Consider the following 19,106-nt stretch of genomic DNA (forward strand, 5'->3'; position numbering starts at 1 on the left):
ATCCTCGAACGCGACATCGCGGCCCTGCTCGCCGTGCTTGAGCAGCGCGCCGTCGAGTTCAAGGACACCCTCTGCATGGGCCGGACGCACGGCGTCCACGCCGAGCCGACCACCTTTGGCCTCAAGGTCGCCGGTTGGGCCTTCGAACTGGACCGGGGCCGGGATCGCCTCCGGCGGGCCCGCAAAGCGGTTTCAGCCGGAAAGTTGTCCGGCGTCGTCGGCACCTTCGCCGGCGGGGACCCGGACATCGAGGTCTACGTCTGCGAGAAGCTCGGTCTCGACCGGGACCCGGGCTCGACGCAGGTGGTCTCCCGGGACCGCCACGCCGAGTTCACCGCCGCGATGTCGATCCTGGCCGGGACGCTCGACCGGATCGCCACCGAGATGCGCCACCTCGCCCGCACCGAGGTCGCCGAGGTCCAGGAGCCGTTCGTCACCGGGGAGCAGAAAGGGTCATCGGCCATGCCTCACAAGCGCAACCCGTGGCGCTTCGAGCGGATGAGCGGCATGGCCCGCATCGTCCGGGCGGCTCTCACGCCGGCCATCGAGAACCAGGCCCTGTGGCACGAGCGGGACATCTCCCACTCCTCGGTCGAGCGCGTGATGCTGCCCGACGCCTGCCTGGCGCTGGACTTCATGCTCAACGAGGCCACGGTGCTGCTGGACAAGATGAGCGTCGACACCGAGAAGATGCTGGAGAACATGGACATCTCCTACGGGCTGATGTTCTCGCAGAACGTGCTGCTGAAGTTGATCGACAAAGGTTTGCAGCGGGACGAGGCCTACCGGGTGGTCCAGAAGGCTGCCGGGACCGCCTGGGAGACCCGCTCCCACCTGCGCAGCGTGCTCAGCCACACGCCGGAGGTTACATCTGCGTTCCGGGCCACCGAACTGGACGACTTGTTCGACGAAGCGCGGTATCTTGAGCACGTGGACCACGTGATCAAGCGGCTCGACGAGATCGAGTCATGAGCCCCACCGCCGCCACCTTCGACCTGCCCCTCGAGCTGATCGCCACCGGCAAGGTGCGCGACATCTACGCGCTGGACGACGAGCGCCTGCTGTTCGTCACCTCCGACCGCATCTCGGCCTACGACGTGGTCATGAACGAGCAGATCCCGGACAAGGGCCGGGTACTCACCGGCATGACGAAGTTCTGGCTGGAGCGGGCGGCGGGCGTGCCCAACCACCTGATCTCGATGTCGGTATCCGATCTTCCAGACGAAGCGCAACCCTTCGCCGAGGACCTCAACGGCCGGTTCATGATCGTCCGCCGGTTGAACATGATGCCGGTGGAGTTCGTCGTCCGTGGTTACCTGGTCGGCTCCGGCTGGTCGGAGTACAAGCGCAACGGGACGATCGCCGGCATGCCGCTGCCCGAGGGCCTAAAAGAGGCCGACAAGCTGCCCGAGCCCCTATTTACCCCGGCCACCAAAGCCGTCACCGGCCACGACGAGAACATCTCGGAGGACGCCGCCGGCGAGATCCTCGGTGAGGCCCGCATGGCGGAGGCCCGGGACCTGGCGATCGAGCTCTACAAGTCCGGCGCCGACTACGCCGCGGGGCGGGGGATCATCCTGGCCGACACCAAGTTCGAGTTCGGCGTGGACCCGGAGGGCAAGGTCGTCCTGGCCGACGAGGTCCTGACCCCCGACTCGTCCCGATTCTGGCCCGCCGAGGAGTGGAAGCCCGGCACCAACCCGCCTTCGTTCGACAAGCAGTACCTCCGGGACTGGCTGAGCGGGCTCGACTGGAACAAGGAGCCTCCGCCCCCGGCGCTGCCTGCCGACGTGGTCAGCGGCACCCGCAGCCGCTACCTGGAGGCGTACGAGAAGATCACCGGCCAATCCTTCGACGACTACCTGAAGGAGGTCGGCTCGTGAGCAAGTTCGCTGCGCAGATCAACGTGATGCCCCGGGCCGAGATCTCCGACCCCCAGGGCCAGACGGTGGAGCGGACGCTCCCGTCGATCGGCTTCGAGGGCATCACCGGGGTCCGGGTCGGCAAGCGGATTACGCTGACCGTCGAAGCGCCGGACGAGGAGTCCGCCCGCACGATCGTCTCCAACGCCTCCGAGAAGATCCTGGCCAACCCGGTGATCGAGGACTACGAGCTGGAGCTGACGCCCCTTTGATCCCCACCGTCGGGGTGGTGGTGTTCCCCGGGTCCAACTGCGACCGGGACGCCAACTACTCCTTCGACTACCTCGGCGCGAAGACCCGGTTCATCTGGCACCTGGAGACCGACCTGGAGGGCATCGACGTCATCGTCCTGCCGGGCGGCTTCGCCTACGGCGACTACCTGAGGACCGGGGCGATGGCCGCCTGGTCGCCGGTGATGGCGTCGGTCAAGGAGTTCGCCGCCTCCGGCAAACCGGTGATAGGCATCTGCAACGGCTTCCAGGTCCTCTGTGAAGCCGGCTTGCTCCCCGGCGCCCTGCGCCGCAACAGCGGCCTCAAGTTCCGCTGCATGCCGGTGCGCATCCGGGTCGAGACACTCGACTCCCCGTTCACCTCCGGCGGCATGTGGCCGGGCCAGGTGCTGACGATCCCTATCGCTCACTTCGACGGCAGCTACTACGCCGACGACGAGACCCTGGAGGAGCTCATTGCGACCCGGCGGATCGCCTTCCGCTACTGCGACGAAGAGGGCGAGCTGACCGACGAAGCCAACCCCAACGGCTCGCGCCTGCACATCGCGGGGATCCTCAACGAGGAGCGCAACGTGCTCGGCATGATGCCGCACCCGGAGAGGGCGGTCGACCCGGCGGTCGGCGGCACCGACGGCCGGCTGATCCTGGCCTCGGTCCTTTACGCTCTGCAGCCTGCGGGCGAACCTTCCTAGTGGCGCCGGCTACCACGGAGCAGCCCCTCCACCGGTCCCTCGGGCTCACCGACGACGAGTACGAGAAGATCCAACAGATCCTCGGCCGGGTCCCCAACCACGCCGAGCTGGCGATGTACTCGGTTATGTGGTCCGAGCACTGCTCCTACAAATCGAGCCGGGTCCACCTGAAGGACCTCCCCTCCGACGGCCCGCACGTGTTGATCGGCCCGGGCGAGGGCGCCGGGGTCATCGAGGTCGACGGAGTCGCGGTCGCCATGCGGATCGAGTCCCACAACCACCCCTCGTTCGTCGAGCCGGTCCAGGGGGCCGCCACCGGCATCGGAGGTGTGGTCCGAGACGTGGTCTCCATGGGGGCCCGCCCGATAGCCCTGCTCGACTCGCTGCGCTTCGGCAACCTCCCGGGCGACACCGGCGCCGACCAAACCGCCGACCGCAACAAGTGGCTTACCGACGGCGTGGTCCACGGCATCTCCTCCTACGGGAACTGCATCGGCGTGCCGACCATCGGCGGCGAGATCAAGTTCGAGGCCTCCTACTCCGGCAACCCGCTGGTGAACGTGATGTGCGTCGGGGTGGTGCCGATCGACGGGATCATGCTGGCCCGAGCCCCCGGTCCGGGGAATGCAGTGCTGCTGCTGGGCTCGACCACCGGCCGGGACGGCATCGGCGGGGTGTCGGTGCTGGCCTCCGCCGCCTTCGACGAGGAGGCCGCCACCAAACGCCCCAGCGTCCAGGTCGGAGACCCGTTCACCGAGAAGCTTCTTATCGAGGGGTCGCTGTCGCTGATCGAGAAGGGCCTGGTCGTCGGCATCCAGGACCTAGGCGGCGCCGGGTTGTGCTGCGCCACCTCGGAGTCGGCGGCCAATGCCGGGACCGGGATGACCATCGACCTGGACACGGTCCCCCTCCGGGAGCCCAACATGGAGCCGTTCGAGATCCTGACCTCCGAGTCCCAGGAGCGGATGCTGGTGATCGTCAAGCCGGAGCTGGTAACCGGCGCCATCGACGAGTGCACCCGCCTGGGCCTAAGGGCCACCCAGATCGGTACCGTCACCGATACCGGTCACCTGACCTGCACCCAGAAGGGTGAGGTGGTCGCCGACGTCCCGGCGGCGTCGCTGGGCGACGGTCCCCTCTACCACCGCCCGTTCACCGCCCCCACCCAACGGCCGGTCCACCAAGTCGACGCCCCCGGCCCGGACACCAAGCCGGACCAGGCGCTGCTCAAACTCCTCGGCTCGGCCAACATCGCTTCCAAGCGCTGGGTGTGGGAGCAGTTCGACTACCAGGTGATGCTCAACACGGTCGCCGGGCCGGGCAGCGACGCCGCCATCCTCAGGCTGCCGGGGACGCAGACCCGCATCGCGGTGACCGTCGACGGCAACGGCCGCTACGGACAGGTCGACCCCCGGGAGGGCGCCCGCCACTCGGTCGCCGAGGCCTACCGCAACCTGTGCGCGGTGGGCGCCGAGCCGGTCGCAGTCACCAACTGCATGAACTTCGGCAACCCCGAGATCCCCGAGGTGATGTGGCAGTTCGTCGAGGCGGTCCAGGGCATGGGCGACGCCTGCCGGTCCCTCGAGACGCCGATTACCGGCGGCAACGTCTCCTTCTACAACCAGACCCTCGACGAGGCGATCTACCCGACGCCGATGATCGGCATGATCGGGATCATCAAGCCGGGGGTACTCGCCCCGCCGGTGGCGCTGCAGGACGAGGAGGACGCGATCGTCCTGCTCGGCCGGACGAAGGACGAGATGGGCGCTAGCGAGTACCAGCGGACGATCCTCGGAACCCTCGAAGGCCCCCTTCCGGACCTCGACCTGAACGCCGAGGCGTCGCTGGGATGGCTGTTGCGGGAGCTAATCGGACGCAACCTGCTCAAGAGCTCCCACGACTGCTCCGAGGGAGGGGTCGGCGTCGCCCTGGCCGAGATGGTCGCGCAGGGAAAGTTCGGCGCCGAGATCAAGCCGGAGCCCGGACACGATCTGACCCGCTGGCTGTTTTCCGAGACGACCGCCCGTGCGGTGGTAGCCCTGGCCCCCGGCGACGTCGCCGAACTGAAGAGCCTGGCGAAAGGGATCGGGTGCCCGGTCTTCGAGCTGGGATTCGTCCGGGGCCGCAAGCTTTCCATCCGGGGGATGGCGGAGATCAACCTTCGGGACCTGAAAGGCGCCTACGAAAACGGCTTTGCAGGAATGATGGGTTGACTTTCGGGGAATAGTCCTTTAAAGATCGCCGTTTTGTACCGATAGCAAACGGTACACAAGCAAGGCGGAGGGACTATGAAGAACACCGGCAAGAAACTGACCCTGGCACTCTCGGGCGTTTCCAAGTCTTCTTTTCCCCGCCGGCTCCGCGGTGAACTTCAGCTACAGGACCGCATGGGCAACGTCCTCCTTCGTACGAGCGTTCGCGGCAGCCGCTAGCACCACCTCCCGCCGGCAATCTCACGGTTAACAATCCTCTGAATCAGGTACCTTGCTTTCGTTGCGCGTCCGGGCGCAGCTAGGAGCGAAGGAGAACCGTGGCTACGAAGAACGTCGAGGAGAAGAAGGCCGACCGTGAGGACCCGGGCGAGAAGCTCGACCGGGAACTCGCCGAGTTGCACCAGGAGTTGCGAGTGACCCTTCCCGGGGTCGAGGTCCTGTTCGGTTTCCAGCTTGGGCTGCCGTTCACCCAGCGGTTCAACAGCATCACCGCCTTTCAGGAAGTGGTCTATCTGGGATCCTTCCTGGCAACGGCCGTGGTGAGCTGCCTTCTCATCGCCCCGGTTGCCTTCCACCGCCTGCGCTGGCGGCAGTACGACAAGGAGAAGCTCCTGCGGCTGGGCAACCGGATGCTTGTGACCGGTCTGGCTTTTCTGGCCGCGTCGCTCGCCGGCATGGTCTTCGTGGTGACCGACATGATCCTCGGCCGCAGCTTCTCGGCCGTCATGGCCGGGGTTCTCCTCTTGCTGTTCGCCTGGTTGTGGTTTGCCCTGCCGCTCAGCCGCAGGTTGCAGGAGGACGACTGATCTGCCACTCAGGGTGTTGGCTGTTACTCTCTAAGTAGGCCATTTTCATCGAGCGGGCCGGGTAGGAGACGGTTTTTGTTGCACCAACCACTCTCCTTCAGGAGGGCTTTCGCCTCTCTTCTGATGCTCGCCGCCATTTTTACGACGGTGGTCACCTTCGCACCGCCGTCAGCCGCTGCAACCGGGTTCTCGGTCAGCCCCGACTTTCCTACTGCTGTGACTCCCGGCCAGACCAACGTCCCGGCCTCGGTGTTGCTGGTCAACAACTCGAACCTCATCGAAGCGATCGGGGAGGTCCAGGTGACCTCCCTTCGCATGGTGCCTTCCTGCTCGAACCCGGCCGACACGGGGTGCGACGACCCGGGATCGGTAGCCGACCCGGGCGCCTTCGTAGTCAGTCCCACCGGAACCGGGCGAGCCGGCACCGGCTGCGCCAACCAGTCGTTCGACATCACCACGACCTCACCCGCCACCGGCGAGGTGAGGTTCGCACCCATCAACCAGGGCCTTTTCCTGCTCCAGCAGCCTCTGTTGTCGAACGAACAGCACCGCTGCGTCATCGACTTCACCTTCAGCGTGAACCGGGTCCCCAACCACGATGCCAACGCGGTCGCTCTCGGAGTCCAGACCTCCCAGGTGGCGCGGGTTGAGGGGGCCCACTGGCTGCTCGGCTCGCCGGGCGCGGCCGCGGGCACGGACGTCACAACCGTTACGCCCCCGCCCCGGTCGGACTCGGCCCTTGCCGATTTCAACGGGAATGGGAGCACCGACGTCGGGGTGTGGCGTCCATCCTCGAGCCAGTGGTTCATCAAGGACCAGTTTGTGCGGAGTTGGGGGTGGACCGGCAACATCCCGGTTGCGGGCGACTACGACGGCAACGGCACCAGCGATGTCGCGGTGTTCCGTCCCCCGAGCGGCCAGTGGTTCGTCGCAGACCAGAGCACGACCTTCTGGGGCCTGCCCGGTGACGTCCCGGTGCCCGCCGACCACGACGGAAACGGCTCGACCGACATCGCCGTGTGGAGGCCCTCCTCCGGGCAGTGGCACATCCCAGGGCAGCCGGCCGTCAGCTATGGCCTCTCCGGCGACATCCCGCTCCCCGCGGACTACGACGGCAACGGCACCGCCGACCTGGCGGTCTGGCGCCCTTCCAGCGGCCAGTGGTTCGTCCGCAACCAGCTGACCCAGAGCTGGGGCCTCTCCGGCGACATCCCGGTTCCTGCCGACTACGACGGCAACGGCACGGCGGACCTGACGGTTTGGAGGCCGTCGAACGGCGCGTGGTACACGTTCAACGGGCCGATAGTGAGCTGGGGCCTGCCGGGCGACGTCCCGGTTCCCGGGGACTACGACGGGAACGGCACCATGGACCGGGCCGTCTACCGCAACGGCCAGTGGTATTTCCACGTCAATTCGACGACCCTCAGCTACGGCTTGAGCGGCGACGCCCCCACGCCGCTTCCCCCCGCCCTCTATATGCGCCTGGTCGGCCAGGGAGGTTGACGTCCCCCGGGGTCTCGTCTAGACGCACATTTCTCTGCAATCGACCCGGCCGTACGGCTAGATCAGGCACTGTGTTTCCCGTTCCGGTTAAGGTGGAAGCAAGGAGATGCGATGACTTCGGGCGACGATAAACCTCAAGAGGCGTGCGGAGTCGTAGGTATCTACGCTCCGGGGCAGGAGGTTGCCAAACTTACCTACAACGCCCTTCTCGCCCTCCAGCACCGCGGCCAGGAGTCGGCCGGCATCACCGTCGTCGACAACGGACTGATGACCACCTTCAAGGAGATGGGCCTCGTCGCCCAGGTCTTCAACGAGAACGTGCTCAACTCGCTGACCGGCGACATCGCCATCGGCCACGTCCGCTACTCCACGACGGGCTCCAGCACCTGGGAGAACGCCCAGCCCATCTACCGTCACTACGGCAAGCTCGGCGCCGCCCTCGGGCACAACGGCAACCTGGTCAACACCATGCAGCTTGCCGCCGACCTGGCCGGTGACGACGAACGCCAGCGTGGGGTGTCCAACGACTCGGACGTGATTGCCGAGATGATCGTCACCTGCGGCAAACCCACAGTCGAGGAGGGCATCCTCGACACACTCCCCAAGCTCCAGGGAGCGTTCAGCCTGGTGGTCCTGGACGACCACACCGTCTTCGGTGCCCGTGACCCTCACGGCCTTCGCCCGCTGGTGCTCGGCGCCCTGGGCGCGACAGGCTACGCCCTGGCCTCCGAGACCTGCGCCCTAGACACCATCGGCGCCACCTTCATCCGGGAGGTTGAGCCGGGGGAGATGGTGGTCATCGACGACACCGGCGTCCGCAGCCACCGCTACGCCGAAGCCACTCCGTCGCTCTGCGTATTCGAGTACGTCTACTTCGCCCGCCCGGACTCGATCCTCTACGGCAAGAGCGTCCAGAAGGCCCGCTACCAGATGGGCATGAAGCTGGCCGAGGAGAGCCCGGCCGACGCCGACATCGTCATCCCGGTCCCCGACTCCGGCCGGGGGGCGGCAGCCGGCTACTCGCAGACCTCCAAGCTCCCCTACGTCGACGGCTTCGTGAAGAACTCCTACGTCGGCCGCACGTTCATCCAGCCCTCCCAGGCGATCCGGCAGCGGGGCATCGGCAACAAGCTGAACCCCATTGCCCACCTGATCGAGGGCAAACGCCTGGTGGTCGTCGACGACTCGATCGTCCGGGGCAACACCACCCGGCAGATCGTCCGCCTGCTCCGCCACGCCGGGGCGAAGGAGGTCCACATGAGGATCTCGTCGCCGCCCATCAAGTGGCCCTGCTTCTACGGCATCGACACCGCGAACCGGGACGAGCTAATCGGCGGCCACAAGAGCGTCGACGAGATCTGCGCCCACATCGAGGCCGACTCGCTGGCCTACCTCTCCGAGGAGGGGATGATCGAGGCCACCGAGACCGCGGCCGACAAACTCTGCACCGCATGTTTCTCCTCGAACTACCCGATCCCGGTGCCGGTCGAGGTCAAGCTGACCAAGAAGATGCTTGAAGTTGAGGGTGCCCCGCAATGACACCCCGCACGACGCTGATTTGACCCCCGAAACCCCCACCGGTTCCCGCTCCGCCACCTACGCCGACGCAGGCGTCGACATCCAGGCCGGCGAACGTGCCGTCGAGTTGTTCAAGAACCGCGTCCGGGCGACCGACCGTCCTGAGGTGGTTGGAGGCATCGGCGGCTTCGCCGGGCTGTTCTCTCTCGGCCGCTCCAAGTACTCCCAGCCGATGCTGGTGTCGGCCACCGACGGCGTCGGAACCAAGCTGATGATCGCCCAGGCGCTGGGCAAACACGACACGATCGGGATCGACCTGGTGGCCATGTCGGCCAACGACGTCGCGGTACAGGGGGCCGAGCCGCTGTTCTTCCTGGACTACATCGTCACCGGCAAGGTGGTTCCCGAGACCATCGAGCAGATCGTGTCGGGTGTCGCCGAGGGGTGCCTGCAGGCGGGCTGCGCGCTGCTGGGCGGGGAGATTGCCGAGCACCCCGGCCACATGCGGGAGGGCGACTACGACCTGGCAGGCTTCTGCGTCGGGGCGGTCGACGAGCGCAAGGTTCTGACCGGCGCATCCATGGTGCCGGGCGACGTGCTGATCGGCTTCAACTCGTCCGGCCTGCACTCCAACGGCTACTCGCTGGTGCGCAAGGTCATCGAGGAGAGCCTGTTCGATCTGAACGACCATCCTGCCGAGCTGGACCGTCCGCTCGGCGAGGAGCTGCTCACCCCCACGATCATCTACTGGAACGCGGTGGCCGCCCTGCAGGCGGAGGGGCTGGCCCGGGGGTTCGCCCACATCACCGGCGGCGGGCTGGCCCACAACCTGGGGCGAATCATCCCGCCCGGGTTCCAGGCGGTGGTCGAGCGGTCGGCGTGGACGATCCCGCCGATTTTCCGGGTGATCGCCTCCGAAGGGGTCTCGGTGCCCGAGATGTTCAAGACCTTCAACATGGGGATCGGGATGGTCGGAGTGGTTGACGCCGACGACGCCGGCCGGGCGCTGGAGGTCATCAGAGAAGCCGGCTACAAGGCGCAGCAGATAGGCGTGGTTCGGGCCCGCCCGGACGGGGACCCCGAAGTTATACTGCCCTGAACCTTGCTTTACCCCGGGGAACTTCGGGGAAGCGGCTCTTCGCTGCGGCCCCGATGTCGTTAGGAGGATCCATGCGAAAGTCGGTCGCATTGCTTGCTGCTTTGTTCCTGCTGCTCCTTTCCGCCTGCGGCGGGGGAGACAGCGACTCGGGATCGGACACGGCGGAGCCGGAGGCTACCGCCACCGCGTCGAACATCGAGGATAGTGCCGAGGACCCCACCTGTGAGCCTCAGGGAGCCGAGGTGAACGTGGTCTCCAAGGACAACGCCTTTGACTCGGACTGCTACGCCGCCCCGGCGGACACCGAGTTCAAGCTCACGCTGAAGAACGAGGACCCATTCGCCCACAATCTTTCGATCTACAAGACCAAGGGGGGTGACCGGTACTTCGAGGGTCCCTACGTCCAGGGAACGGAGACCCAGACCTTCGACATCGGAGGCCAGCCGGCACAAAATGCTTACTTCGTGTGCGACATCCACCCCCAGATGGAGGGGGTGTTCATCTTTGGCTAATTCCAATCGTTTGCGGCTGGGAGTCCTTGCGGCGGTAACCGGCTTGCTCCTGATCACGCCCGGGGCTGTGTCGGCGCAGACCGGCGATGATGACCTGCGTGCGCCGGCCGGGCCCGAGGTGGGGTTGGAGCTTCTCGCCGATGGTTTGACCTCACCGGTGTTCCTCACCGAGTCGCCGGACGACTCCGGAAGGCTGTTCATCGTCGACCAGGCGGGACAGATCCGGATTCTGGACGAGGAGGGGTCCCTCGTCGACGAACCGTTCCTGGACCTGTCCGACAAGCTGGTTGAGCTGACGCCGGTCTACGACGAGCGTGGCGTGCTCGGCCTGGCGTTTCATCCGGACTACGCAAACAACGGCCGGCTGTTCGTCTACTACTCGGTGCCGTTGCGCGACGGAGCGCCCGAGGGCTGGAACCACACCGCACGCTTCTCCGAGTTCAAGGTCGACTCAGACGACGAGAACCGCGTCGACCCCGAGTCGGAACGGGTTGTTATGGAGATCGACAAGCCGCAGGCCAACCACAACGGCGGCCACATTGCGTTCGGCCCCGACGGGTTCCTGTACATCCCGATGGGCGACGGGGGCCGGGCCAACGACGTCGGCCTCGGGCACTCACCGGGGGGCAACGCCCAGGACCTTACCAACGTACTCGGCGACATCCTGCGGATCGACGTCAACGGAGCGGAGCCCTACGCAGTCCCTCCCGACAACCCGTATGTGGGCCGGGCGAACGTAAAGCCGGAGATCTGGGCCAACGGCTTCCGCAACCCGTACCACATCAGCTTCGACCAGGGCGGTTCCCGCGAGCTGTTCGCCTCGGACGCCGGCCAGGACCGGTTCGAGGACGTGAGCATCGTCACCAAAGGGGGCAACTACGGGTGGAACATCAAGGAGGCCGCCCACTGCTTCGACCCCGAAAAGCCGGCCCAGCCGCCGGCGACCTGTCCTTCGACCGGGCCGGCGGGTGAGCCGTTGATCGATCCGGTGATCGAGTACGGCAGGCTGGAGATTCTGGGCTCGACGGTGGTCGGAGGCTACGTTTACCGGGGCACCGAAATTCCCGAGCTCGACGCCGCCTACGTCTTCGGCGACTACAGCCGCGACCGGGTCAAGCCGGACGGTACGCTGTTCGTCGCCCGCCGGGCCGAGTCGGGCCTATGGCCGGTGGAGGAGGTCAAGCCCTACCTCCCAGCGGAGGACATCGACGGGACGCTCGGTGAGTTCGTCCTGGGCTTTGGCCAGGACAACGACGGCGAGATGTATCTTCTGACCAAGGACGCCGGAGGTCCCGAAGGTGAAACCGGATCGGTTTACCGCTTCGTACCCCGAGCCTCGGTCGAGGCGGCGCCCGATGGGGCCGGCAGCGACGAAGATTCGCCGGGCGGTGGGATCAGCCCGTGGATCTGGGCGATCGGCGTTCTGGTTCTGATCGGCCTGGCGATAGTGATCGGCAGCATGAGGTCTTCGGACAGCTAGGAAGCCATCGAGCCCGGGCCGCCCCACCTCACTAAAGGGGAGGGGCGGCCCGGGCCATCCTGTCCCTGTTCCTGCTACGGTGGAGGGATCACCTACCGGAAGGCAATGGACATGGCGGCCAAGTTCAGCATCCGTACCAGCAAGAACGACCAGTTCCACTTCGTGTTGGTTGCAGGTAACGGCGAAGCGGTCGCCAACAGCGAGATGTACGCCTCGAAGTCCGGAGCGGTCAAAGGCGCCGAGGCCTGCCAGCGGGCCGCCGCAGCGGCAACAATCGTCGACGACACCGGAGCGTAACTACCAGCCGGGAGAGAGCTCTCCCGACGGCGACACGAAATGCGGCGCCCACGCCAAGGCCAGCAGTTGGACCGAGATATCCGTCTTCTTCGGTTTGACCGTAACCTTCTCCAGCGTCTCGGTCATCGGATCGGCTGCTGCCGACAGGGCGTTGGCGTCCTCCTGAAACTGCACCTCCAGGGCGTCCAGCTGGGACCTTAGGGCCCCTACCGTCTCCTCGGCACGCTTCACGTCCCCCGACTGCTGAACCGCCCGGCCGACGCCCCGGGCGGCCGTAGTGGCGCGACCCAGCGACCCCAGGCCCTTCTTCCGGCCCAAGAACGCTCCCAGCACCGTTCCGCCGATGGAGATGGCGGTCTGCAGCTTGGCCTGCTTGGCCTGCTCGGCCTCACGTTCGGTGGCGGCCATCGCCTTGCGCAGCCGCTCCTGGAGCGTGGCGGTCTTGGCGGCGTACTTCTTGCGCAGCTCCTCGGCGCCGGCGTCCCGCTTCTCCCGGCCGGCCTGCTGGAGCCGGATGCGGAAGTCGGCCTCCGACTCGTCCGGGGTCGAGAACGCTTTGTAGGTAGGACTCGAGAACAGCTCGATCGACTGGCTGCCGTAAACCCACTTCGCCAGGTCCCGCTCCCAACCGGCATAAGAGGTCTTCTTTCCGGCGGCGGCGGGAAGCTCGCCGTAACCCGAGCTCGGCTCGGGCTCGGACTCCAGGTCGGAGGGACCGAACTCACAGGGGACCGACTCGTCCCAGTCGGCCGGCACCGGCCGCTCGATCAGGGGCGTAAGCAGGTTCAGGCTGGTTGAGGTGTCGACCCCGGTCTTCGCGTCGGCAAACCGGACTTCGACCGCCCCGAACAACATCGGCTGGTAAGCCACCTCGCCCTGTCCCCTCACCGGCAGGAAGTACTGCGGGATGTCCGGGGGCAGGACCGGCCGGGAAGCCGGGAGTGGTCCGTCGGTTGTCGCAACCGGGGCGGCTGCCGGAACCGCAGGTGCGGGAGCCGCCGGCGGTTCGGAAGCATCCCTGTGAGCCGGCAGCCCGGCCTTCACCGGGTCCATCAGGGTCCGGATCTGGGACTGGGTGATCGGCCCCGCCAGGTAGGACAGGGTCCACCGGGTCTGGAAGATCACCGGCTCGTCCTCGTGGACGTTGTTCATCAGGAAGACCCGCTTGCCGAGGCCGGCCAGCGTCTCCTCCATCGCACCCCGGTCGAAGCCCGCCGCGCTGCCCGCTGAGGCGCCTTCAAGTCCTTCGAGCACCCGTTCTTTGTCCCGGGCGGTCTGCAGCCGGCCGATAAGCCAGGTCCCGGCGTTCGAAAGTCCCTTGTAGTCCAGGTCGACCGGGTTCTGGGTCGCCAGCACCACTCCGACCCCGAACGCCCGAGCCTGCTTCAGCAGGGTGAGCAGCGGGGCCTTGGACGGCGGGTTGGCGACGGGCGGGAAGTACCCGGCGATCTCATCCATGTAGATCAGGGCTCGAAGGCTGGTCGTGCCTGCCTGTGAGCGGGTCCAGGCAAGCATCTCGGAGAGCACAAGCGAGACGAAGAACATGCGCTCGGTGTCGTTCAGGTGGGCGATGGAGAGGATCGAAAGCCGGGGCCTGCCCTCCGGGGTTCGGAGCATCGCGCCGATGTCCAGCGGCTCGCCCTCCATCCACGCCTCGAATCCGGGAGAGGCAAGCAGCGCGTTGAGTCCGAGGGCCAGCTCGAACCGGTCCTTGGAGGGGAAGAAGCTTTCGACCTCCATCACCCCGACCCGGGTGACGGGCGGGTTCTGGATCAGCTGGATGAGGTCGCCCAGCTCCAGGTTGCGGCCCTCCCGCCACGCGCCGCCGACGATCGTCGACAGCAGGATGTGCTCCCGGCTGCGGATGGGGTCGGCCTCGATCCCGGCCAGCGACAGCAGGGCGCTCACCGTGCCGGAGACCCGGTCGCCGAGCGCTTCGGGGTCGGCCATTATCGCCGGCGAAGGAGCGGTGAAGGACTTGAGGACCGACACCGGGATGCCGGCCCGGCTGCCCGGCGTGTAGATCGCCACCTCGGCGGCGTCCTTCAGCCGGCGGATGCGTTCGCCGTCCTGCCCCCAGTCCGCCAGGCCGTTCCGCCAGAGATCGGCCTGCTTGGCGGCAAGCTCGGGCACCGAGATGCCTTCCGAGGCGGCCTGGTCGGCGTTGACCCACGGTTCCAGGTCGGCGGGCGCCAGGTCGGGGAAGGTCAGCATGAGGTTGGCGAGGTCGCCCTTGGGGTCGATGAGGATCGCCGGGATGCCGTCGATCGCCGCTTCCTCGATCAGGCCCAGGCACAGACCGGTCTTGCCGCTGCCGGTCATGCCCACGCAGACCGCGTGGGTGGTCAGGTCCTTCGAGTCGTAGAGGAGCAGGTCGGGTTGGCGCTCGCCGGCGGCCAGGTCGAACTTACGGCCGAGGTAGAACGACCCGAGCTTTTCGTAGTCGGTATCCATGGGTTCGGCCATGTTATCGGTATCGCAGCCCCATCTCTTTCAGCTCCAGCCGGGCGAGCGGGGCGTAGTCGCCGGTGTGGAAGGCGCGGATCGCCTGCCGGGCGTCCTTGGTGCGAAGTTCGGTCAACGGCCGGTTGGAGATCGCCCGCAGCGCGAACAGGTAGAGGTTCTCCGGGTCCTCCCGGAGTCGTGCGGCCGCGGACGCGTCCCGGATCCAGCCGGCTCGCCTCCACAGCCACACCGTCAGCGCCAGCAGAATCGGCAGCAGCGCCACAATGACCCCCACCCAACTCGACAGGGTGTCGACCGTGGCCACCTGGCTGTTGCCCGAGTCCTGCAGCGACTGCCCGACGCCCACCAGCCCGTCGAAGCGTTCCTTCAGGAAGCTGCCCAGGACCGGGACCCTCACGACTGTACCCTGCACCGAGGAGGCGGTTCCCTCCAGGTCCTTTCCGGCGTCTATCAGCATCCGCCCGGCGGCGGACAGCTTCTCCACCAGGTCGTTCATGTACATTCCGACCCGGATCCAGGCCCAGCACCAGGCGACCAGGAAGAGGTCGAAGAATGCCTGCCGGGACCTCTGGGTAGGGAGTTCGGCGTAGAGCTTCATGGTGTCCTCCAAAGCTTCCGGCGGCGGGGATTCGTCCGGGTTCTAGAATCGCACCATCGAAACCTTTCAGGAGAAACGAATGATCGTTCGCTTACACATCGCCAACGTGGCGCCCGACGTCACCGAGGACGACCTCCGCGAGGAGTTCGGCATGGTGGCGGAGGTGATCGACCTGAGGCTGGTGATGGACGACCTCACCGACCGGCCGACCGGCACCGCATGGGTCCAGATGGCCAGCCAGCACGACGCCGACGAGGCGGTCAGGGCTCTCGACGGCGCCAAAGTCGGGGGCCGGACCCTCCGGGTGTACGAAGCGGACGACGACTAGATCAGTTAGAAGCGGGGCTTCCGGTCCACGATTCGGCGTACTGGACCGGCGTGCCGTCGTTCCTGACCAGCTTCTTGCCGTCGTTCAGGGTGAGCTCGTAGGTACCCGACCCTTGGGCGTCGCCCTCGGCGTTGACTGTGCCCTCGAAGGTGCCTTCGAACGTGAGCCGGTTCGGGGGGAAGCCCGGCTGCACCGAGGTCTCCACGCCGTTGACCAGCCTCCCGGTGATCCGGCCTGAGGCATCGACGGTTGCGTCCACGTCGAACCGCAACTCCCCGCCGTTGTCGTAGGGCAGCCGGCAGCTGCCGGTGACCTTTCCCGCCTGGTAGTCGATCCGCAGGCGCAGATGGTTGTCGTACGCGCCGTTTTGGACCCGCCCGCAACCCACCCTGCCGCCGCGGTAGTCCACCACCACCTCGATGTTGGGCCGAGCGCTCGGCGTCTGGTCGTCGCTGCCCCTTACCGTCAACGAAAACGGGATCGGGGCGGGAGGGGCGCCGGCCGCGGCGGTCGAGGGCCCGGCCAGCCCGAACACCAGCGCGACGATCTTCACCTTGCCCAGGTTCGGGGAAAACCGCCTCAGCCTTCCCACCTCAACCGTGGCCGTGTCCTCTCCTCCACCGAGAAGGCCGATGGCGACGGCGTGTTTGCGAAAGCACGAGATGACCTCTTTGGTTCGGGCGGTCTTTTCTTCGGGGCCAATCGACTGGTTGCAGTACGTGAGGTTGTCGGAGTCGTCGCCCTTGACGGCGAACAACAGGGTCCGCACGGCCTCCGCTTTGCCCGACGACACCCCGAAGGTCAGTGTGTCCCCGTCGCTCGCCCGGTCCATCTGCCCCATCTGCAACCTGACCAGTTTGTGGCCCAGCACCGGGACCGTGCCGTCGACCTTCGAGGGAAGCGAACCCCAGGAGACCGTGGCGTCGTTCCGGGCCACGTATCCGAGTGCCGCGTTGGTCCGGTGGTTGACCCCGCTTCGAATGAACCCGGGAAAGTGCAGGTCGGTTATCGCCCGGAGGTAGATCACGTTGAACTTGTTCAGGTCGACGCCGCCGGAAGGGTCGGCCGCCAGAGTCTTCAGCAGCGACTGCGAGGAGCTGACCCCCGGCGCAGCCTCCTTTAACCACCGGAGCATGGTCGTAGGGTCGTCGCCGGTCTGAAAGACGGCCTCGTCGGCAAAGAAGCTAGCTTCGTACGCCTTCTCGTAGTTGGCGTCGGTCACCGACGGCCAGTCGAAGTAGCCCACGTCGAGCAGGCCGGCTCCGAACGACGAGTAGGCGTTGGGGTCCGGGTACTGCCTCTGCGTGAAGGTCGCGAAGCTCTCGGTCTGCCAGTAGTAGCCGGGCCGCTGGAACAGCTCCGACTTGCCCAGAGCCCTCAGCAGGTACATGTGAGCCACGTGGAATACCTCGTGGGCGATGCGCGGGCGGTCCATCGGCTGGTACTCGCCGGACTTCCACTGGGCGGGTTCGAAGTAGATCATGACCTGCGGGATACATTCCGCCCGGTCCTGCACCGGGGCGTTGCTGCACGGGTTGGCGGCGCCGTGCCGGAACGAAGCAACGTGGGTCATCGCAGCGAACGGCCTGCGGTCGGTGGTGATCAGGACCCCGAAGCGCCGGGCCCTCGCCGCGTCGACGAAGTTGAACGCCGGGTCCGGGTAGAACGCGGCGAAGTGGGCGGCCCCGCCCGCAACGCCCTGGCCTACGAAGGTGACGAAGTCCGGCGGCACGTCGCCGTCGACCCGGACGTCGGCGATCTCCGCCAGAGGCGGCGGGGCCGCGGCGGGCTGCGCCCGGAGAACGATCTCTTCCAGCGACGGAGGCGGGGCGAGGTAGTGGGGCTCGGCCGGGGGGCCCGGGGCGGAGAACAGCGTTGCGAGTGCTGCATCGTCCATAAGAAACGGTTCATCGAGCCCGGCGGTCAGCTGCTCCGACAGCCGGTCCTGGTCCTGGGAACCGTCGACGGTGGACCCACGGTCGTCCAGACGGGGGATGATCACAGCAGCCGCAACGGCAACCACCGCTGCCACCGCCAGCGGGAGCTTCCCGCGCCTCCGCCGCCCGGCGATGTCGGGATCCCTGGGCGCCTCCTGCCGGGAGGCGGGATCGTCCAGAGATTTCCCGCACCAGGGACAGAACTTCCCCGGGTCTTCCAGCGGCTTCCCGCACCAGGGACAAAACGCCATCCGTGCGCCTAGAAGAAGCTGTAGGCGGCCCGGGCGAGCTTGAAGCCTTTGCCCGAGGCGAGGTTGGTGCAGGTCACCCCTTGTTCGGACACGTCACACCGGAAGTTCCCCCGCTGGGCCGAATTCCCGTAGCCCAGCGTCACCGGGCCACCGAGAACGGTGTCGCCCGCGCATACGGTGTGTGCCCCGACGTCCCTGACCATCAGGCCCTGACCCCAGTCCAGGTTGCACAACGGGGGCTTCGGCGGCGTAGGCCAGTCCTTCTCGGCAATGTCGCATCGAGCGCCCTCGGCGTCCAGGTAACAGCCGATGTTGCCCGAAGGCGTGACGAAATGTTCCGGGCCTGTGCCGGAGGGGGTTACGACGGTCTGGATGACCACCGGTTCAGTCGGAAAGACCGGAATGGTCGGCTGGGTCTGCGACTCGGTCGGGCTGGGTGAGGGGCTCGACCGGGCGGTTGGCTGCGGTGTGTCCTTTTGGGACTGGTCGACGTACCAGTAGAAGATCAGGAACCCGATGATCAAAAGGGCCCACCAGAGCTTCTTGACCTTCGAGGGCTTGGGTTTGCCGGCCTCGGCGGGACTTGCTCCAACCGGCACCGTGGGTGTGTCTTCTTTGCCGGACACTGCGGCGCCGCAGTTCCCGCAGAAGGGCGCCCCGGGGACAAGCTCGGCGCCGCAGTCTAGACACCTGCCGGACGTGGGGGGCGGCTCGGAAGGGGGTGGGGGAGAAGGCGCCGGCGGGGGAGGCGGCGGTGGAGGCGACTCGGAGGGACGCGGCGGAGGCTCGGGCGGAGGCGGCGGAGGCGGAGGAGCCTCGGACGGAGGCAGCGGAGGCGGAGGAGGCTCGGGCGGAGGCGGCGGCTCCGAGGGCGGAGGGCCCGGCGGCGGCGGGACGGAGCTCAAACCGCACCCCGCCCTTCCAGCCGCCGGCCGTCGACCCAGCCGGTCCAGCCGTTCCAGCCCCTGACCTCGGCCCACGATCCCCACTCCCGGATCAGCTCCAGCTCCACGCCCGGCTGCAACTGGGCGACCGGCGGCTGGGTTCCATCGGCTGCGGCCCACGCGCTCATTCCACCGGCGGGAACCGTGTGGGTCGCCCGCCAGGAGGGAGCCGGGTCGGCAGCCGCTGGAGAGCCAACCGCCTGCCCCAGCGCGGTGCCGCAGATCAGGCATTGGGTCAGCGCCCCGACGTTGAGCGACCCACATCCGGTACAGACGATGCCCTTCATCTCGACCTTCCTCGCCTATCGTT

18 protein-coding genes are annotated in these 19,106 nt (G+C 67.0%); 13 read left to right on the forward strand and 5 right to left on the reverse strand.

All coding sequences use genetic code 11. From position 1 onward, the window contains the following. The 12 genes from purB to VFV09_07255 all read left to right on the forward strand — a co-directional run. The coding region (gene purB, locus VFV09_07200; GenBank protein HEU4867498.1) for an adenylosuccinate lyase at nucleotides 1–972 on the forward strand (972 nt) is incomplete at its 5' end. Next, a complete protein-coding gene (locus VFV09_07205; GenBank protein HEU4867499.1) occupies nucleotides 969–1,883 on the forward strand; it encodes a phosphoribosylaminoimidazolesuccinocarboxamide synthase in 915 nt (304 codons plus the stop codon). The genes purB and VFV09_07205, both read left to right, overlap by 4 nt. Then, on the forward strand, nucleotides 1,880–2,134 hold the full coding sequence (gene purS, locus VFV09_07210; GenBank protein ID HEU4867500.1) for a phosphoribosylformylglycinamidine synthase subunit PurS: 255 nt from the start codon (nucleotides 1,880–1,882) through the stop codon (nucleotides 2,132–2,134). The genes VFV09_07205 and purS overlap by 4 nt, the downstream gene beginning before the upstream one ends. Continuing rightward, nucleotides 2,131–2,844 (forward strand): phosphoribosylformylglycinamidine synthase subunit PurQ, encoded by a 714-nt coding sequence (purQ, locus tag VFV09_07215; GenBank protein ID HEU4867501.1) that lies wholly within the window; start codon nucleotides 2,131–2,133, stop codon nucleotides 2,842–2,844. The genes purS and purQ overlap by 4 nt, the downstream gene beginning before the upstream one ends. Further along, the gene (gene purL / locus VFV09_07220; GenBank protein ID HEU4867502.1) at nucleotides 2,844–5,057 is read left to right on the forward strand and encodes a phosphoribosylformylglycinamidine synthase subunit PurL; all 2,214 of its coding nucleotides are present in this window, start codon (nucleotides 2,844–2,846) and stop codon (nucleotides 5,055–5,057) included. Before purQ ends, purL begins: the two co-directional genes overlap by 1 nt. Before the next feature lie 317 nt (nucleotides 5,058–5,374). Then, a complete protein-coding gene (locus VFV09_07225; protein HEU4867503.1) occupies nucleotides 5,375–5,863 on the forward strand; it encodes a DUF6328 family protein in 489 nt (162 codons plus the stop codon). A 123-nt stretch (nucleotides 5,864–5,986) separates the two neighbouring features. Continuing rightward, a complete protein-coding gene (locus VFV09_07230) occupies nucleotides 5,987–7,366 on the forward strand; it encodes a VCBS repeat-containing protein (protein ID HEU4867504.1) in 1,380 nt (459 codons plus the stop codon). 111 nt (nucleotides 7,367–7,477) lie between these two features. Then, complete coding sequence (gene purF, locus VFV09_07235; GenBank protein ID HEU4867505.1) at nucleotides 7,478–8,905, forward strand: amidophosphoribosyltransferase; 1,428 nt, start codon at nucleotides 7,478–7,480, stop codon at nucleotides 8,903–8,905. Between the two features lie 19 nt (nucleotides 8,906–8,924). After that, entirely contained in the window at nucleotides 8,925–9,983 is a 1,059-nt protein-coding gene (purM, locus tag VFV09_07240; protein HEU4867506.1) for a phosphoribosylformylglycinamidine cyclo-ligase, read from the forward strand. A 71-nt stretch (nucleotides 9,984–10,054) separates the two neighbouring features. Then, nucleotides 10,055–10,495 (forward strand): cupredoxin domain-containing protein, encoded by a 441-nt coding sequence (locus VFV09_07245; protein HEU4867507.1) that lies wholly within the window; start codon nucleotides 10,055–10,057, stop codon nucleotides 10,493–10,495. Then, nucleotides 10,488–11,975: a PQQ-dependent sugar dehydrogenase gene (locus VFV09_07250; protein ID HEU4867508.1), complete on the forward strand. Its 1,488-nt coding sequence runs from the start codon at nucleotides 10,488–10,490 to the stop codon at nucleotides 11,973–11,975. Before VFV09_07245 ends, VFV09_07250 begins: the two co-directional genes overlap by 8 nt. A gap of 111 nt (nucleotides 11,976–12,086) precedes the next feature. Further along, nucleotides 12,087–12,272, forward strand: coding sequence for a YegP family protein (locus tag VFV09_07255; GenBank protein ID HEU4867509.1), 186 nt, complete (start codon nucleotides 12,087–12,089; stop codon nucleotides 12,270–12,272). Here VFV09_07255 and VFV09_07260 read toward each other — a convergent pair whose 3' ends face one another. After that, entirely contained in the window at nucleotides 12,273–14,726 is a 2,454-nt protein-coding gene (locus VFV09_07260; protein HEU4867510.1) for an ATP-binding protein, read from the reverse strand. Between the two features lie 13 nt (nucleotides 14,727–14,739). Further along, nucleotides 14,740–15,336, reverse strand: a complete 597-nt coding sequence (locus VFV09_07265) for a hypothetical protein (GenBank protein ID HEU4867511.1) — start codon at nucleotides 15,334–15,336, stop codon at nucleotides 14,740–14,742. Between the two features lie 79 nt (nucleotides 15,337–15,415). Here VFV09_07265 and VFV09_07270 point away from each other — a divergent pair, with 79 nt between their 5' ends. Beyond that, complete coding sequence (locus tag VFV09_07270; GenBank protein HEU4867512.1) at nucleotides 15,416–15,664, forward strand: RNA-binding protein; 249 nt, start codon at nucleotides 15,416–15,418, stop codon at nucleotides 15,662–15,664. A 1-nt stretch (nucleotide 15,665) separates the two neighbouring features. Here the strand turns inward: VFV09_07270 and VFV09_07275 are convergent, their stop codons facing one another. The 3 genes from VFV09_07275 to VFV09_07285 form a co-directional block, all read right to left on the reverse strand. Next, nucleotides 15,666–17,852, reverse strand: a complete 2,187-nt coding sequence (locus VFV09_07275; GenBank protein ID HEU4867513.1) for a zinc-ribbon domain-containing protein — start codon at nucleotides 17,850–17,852, stop codon at nucleotides 15,666–15,668. Between the two features lie 8 nt (nucleotides 17,853–17,860). Further along, nucleotides 17,861–18,478, reverse strand: a complete 618-nt coding sequence (locus VFV09_07280) for a hypothetical protein (GenBank protein ID HEU4867514.1) — start codon at nucleotides 18,476–18,478, stop codon at nucleotides 17,861–17,863. 275 nt (nucleotides 18,479–18,753) lie between these two features. Further along, the gene (locus VFV09_07285) at nucleotides 18,754–19,083 is read right to left on the reverse strand and encodes a hypothetical protein (GenBank protein ID HEU4867515.1); all 330 of its coding nucleotides are present in this window, start codon (nucleotides 19,081–19,083) and stop codon (nucleotides 18,754–18,756) included. Nucleotides 19,084–19,106 lie beyond the last annotated feature (23 nt).

It is taken from the genome of Actinomycetota bacterium (genome assembly GCA_035759705.1).
Classification (GTDB): Bacteria; Actinomycetota; CADDZG01; order JAHWKV01; family JAHWKV01; genus JAJCYE01.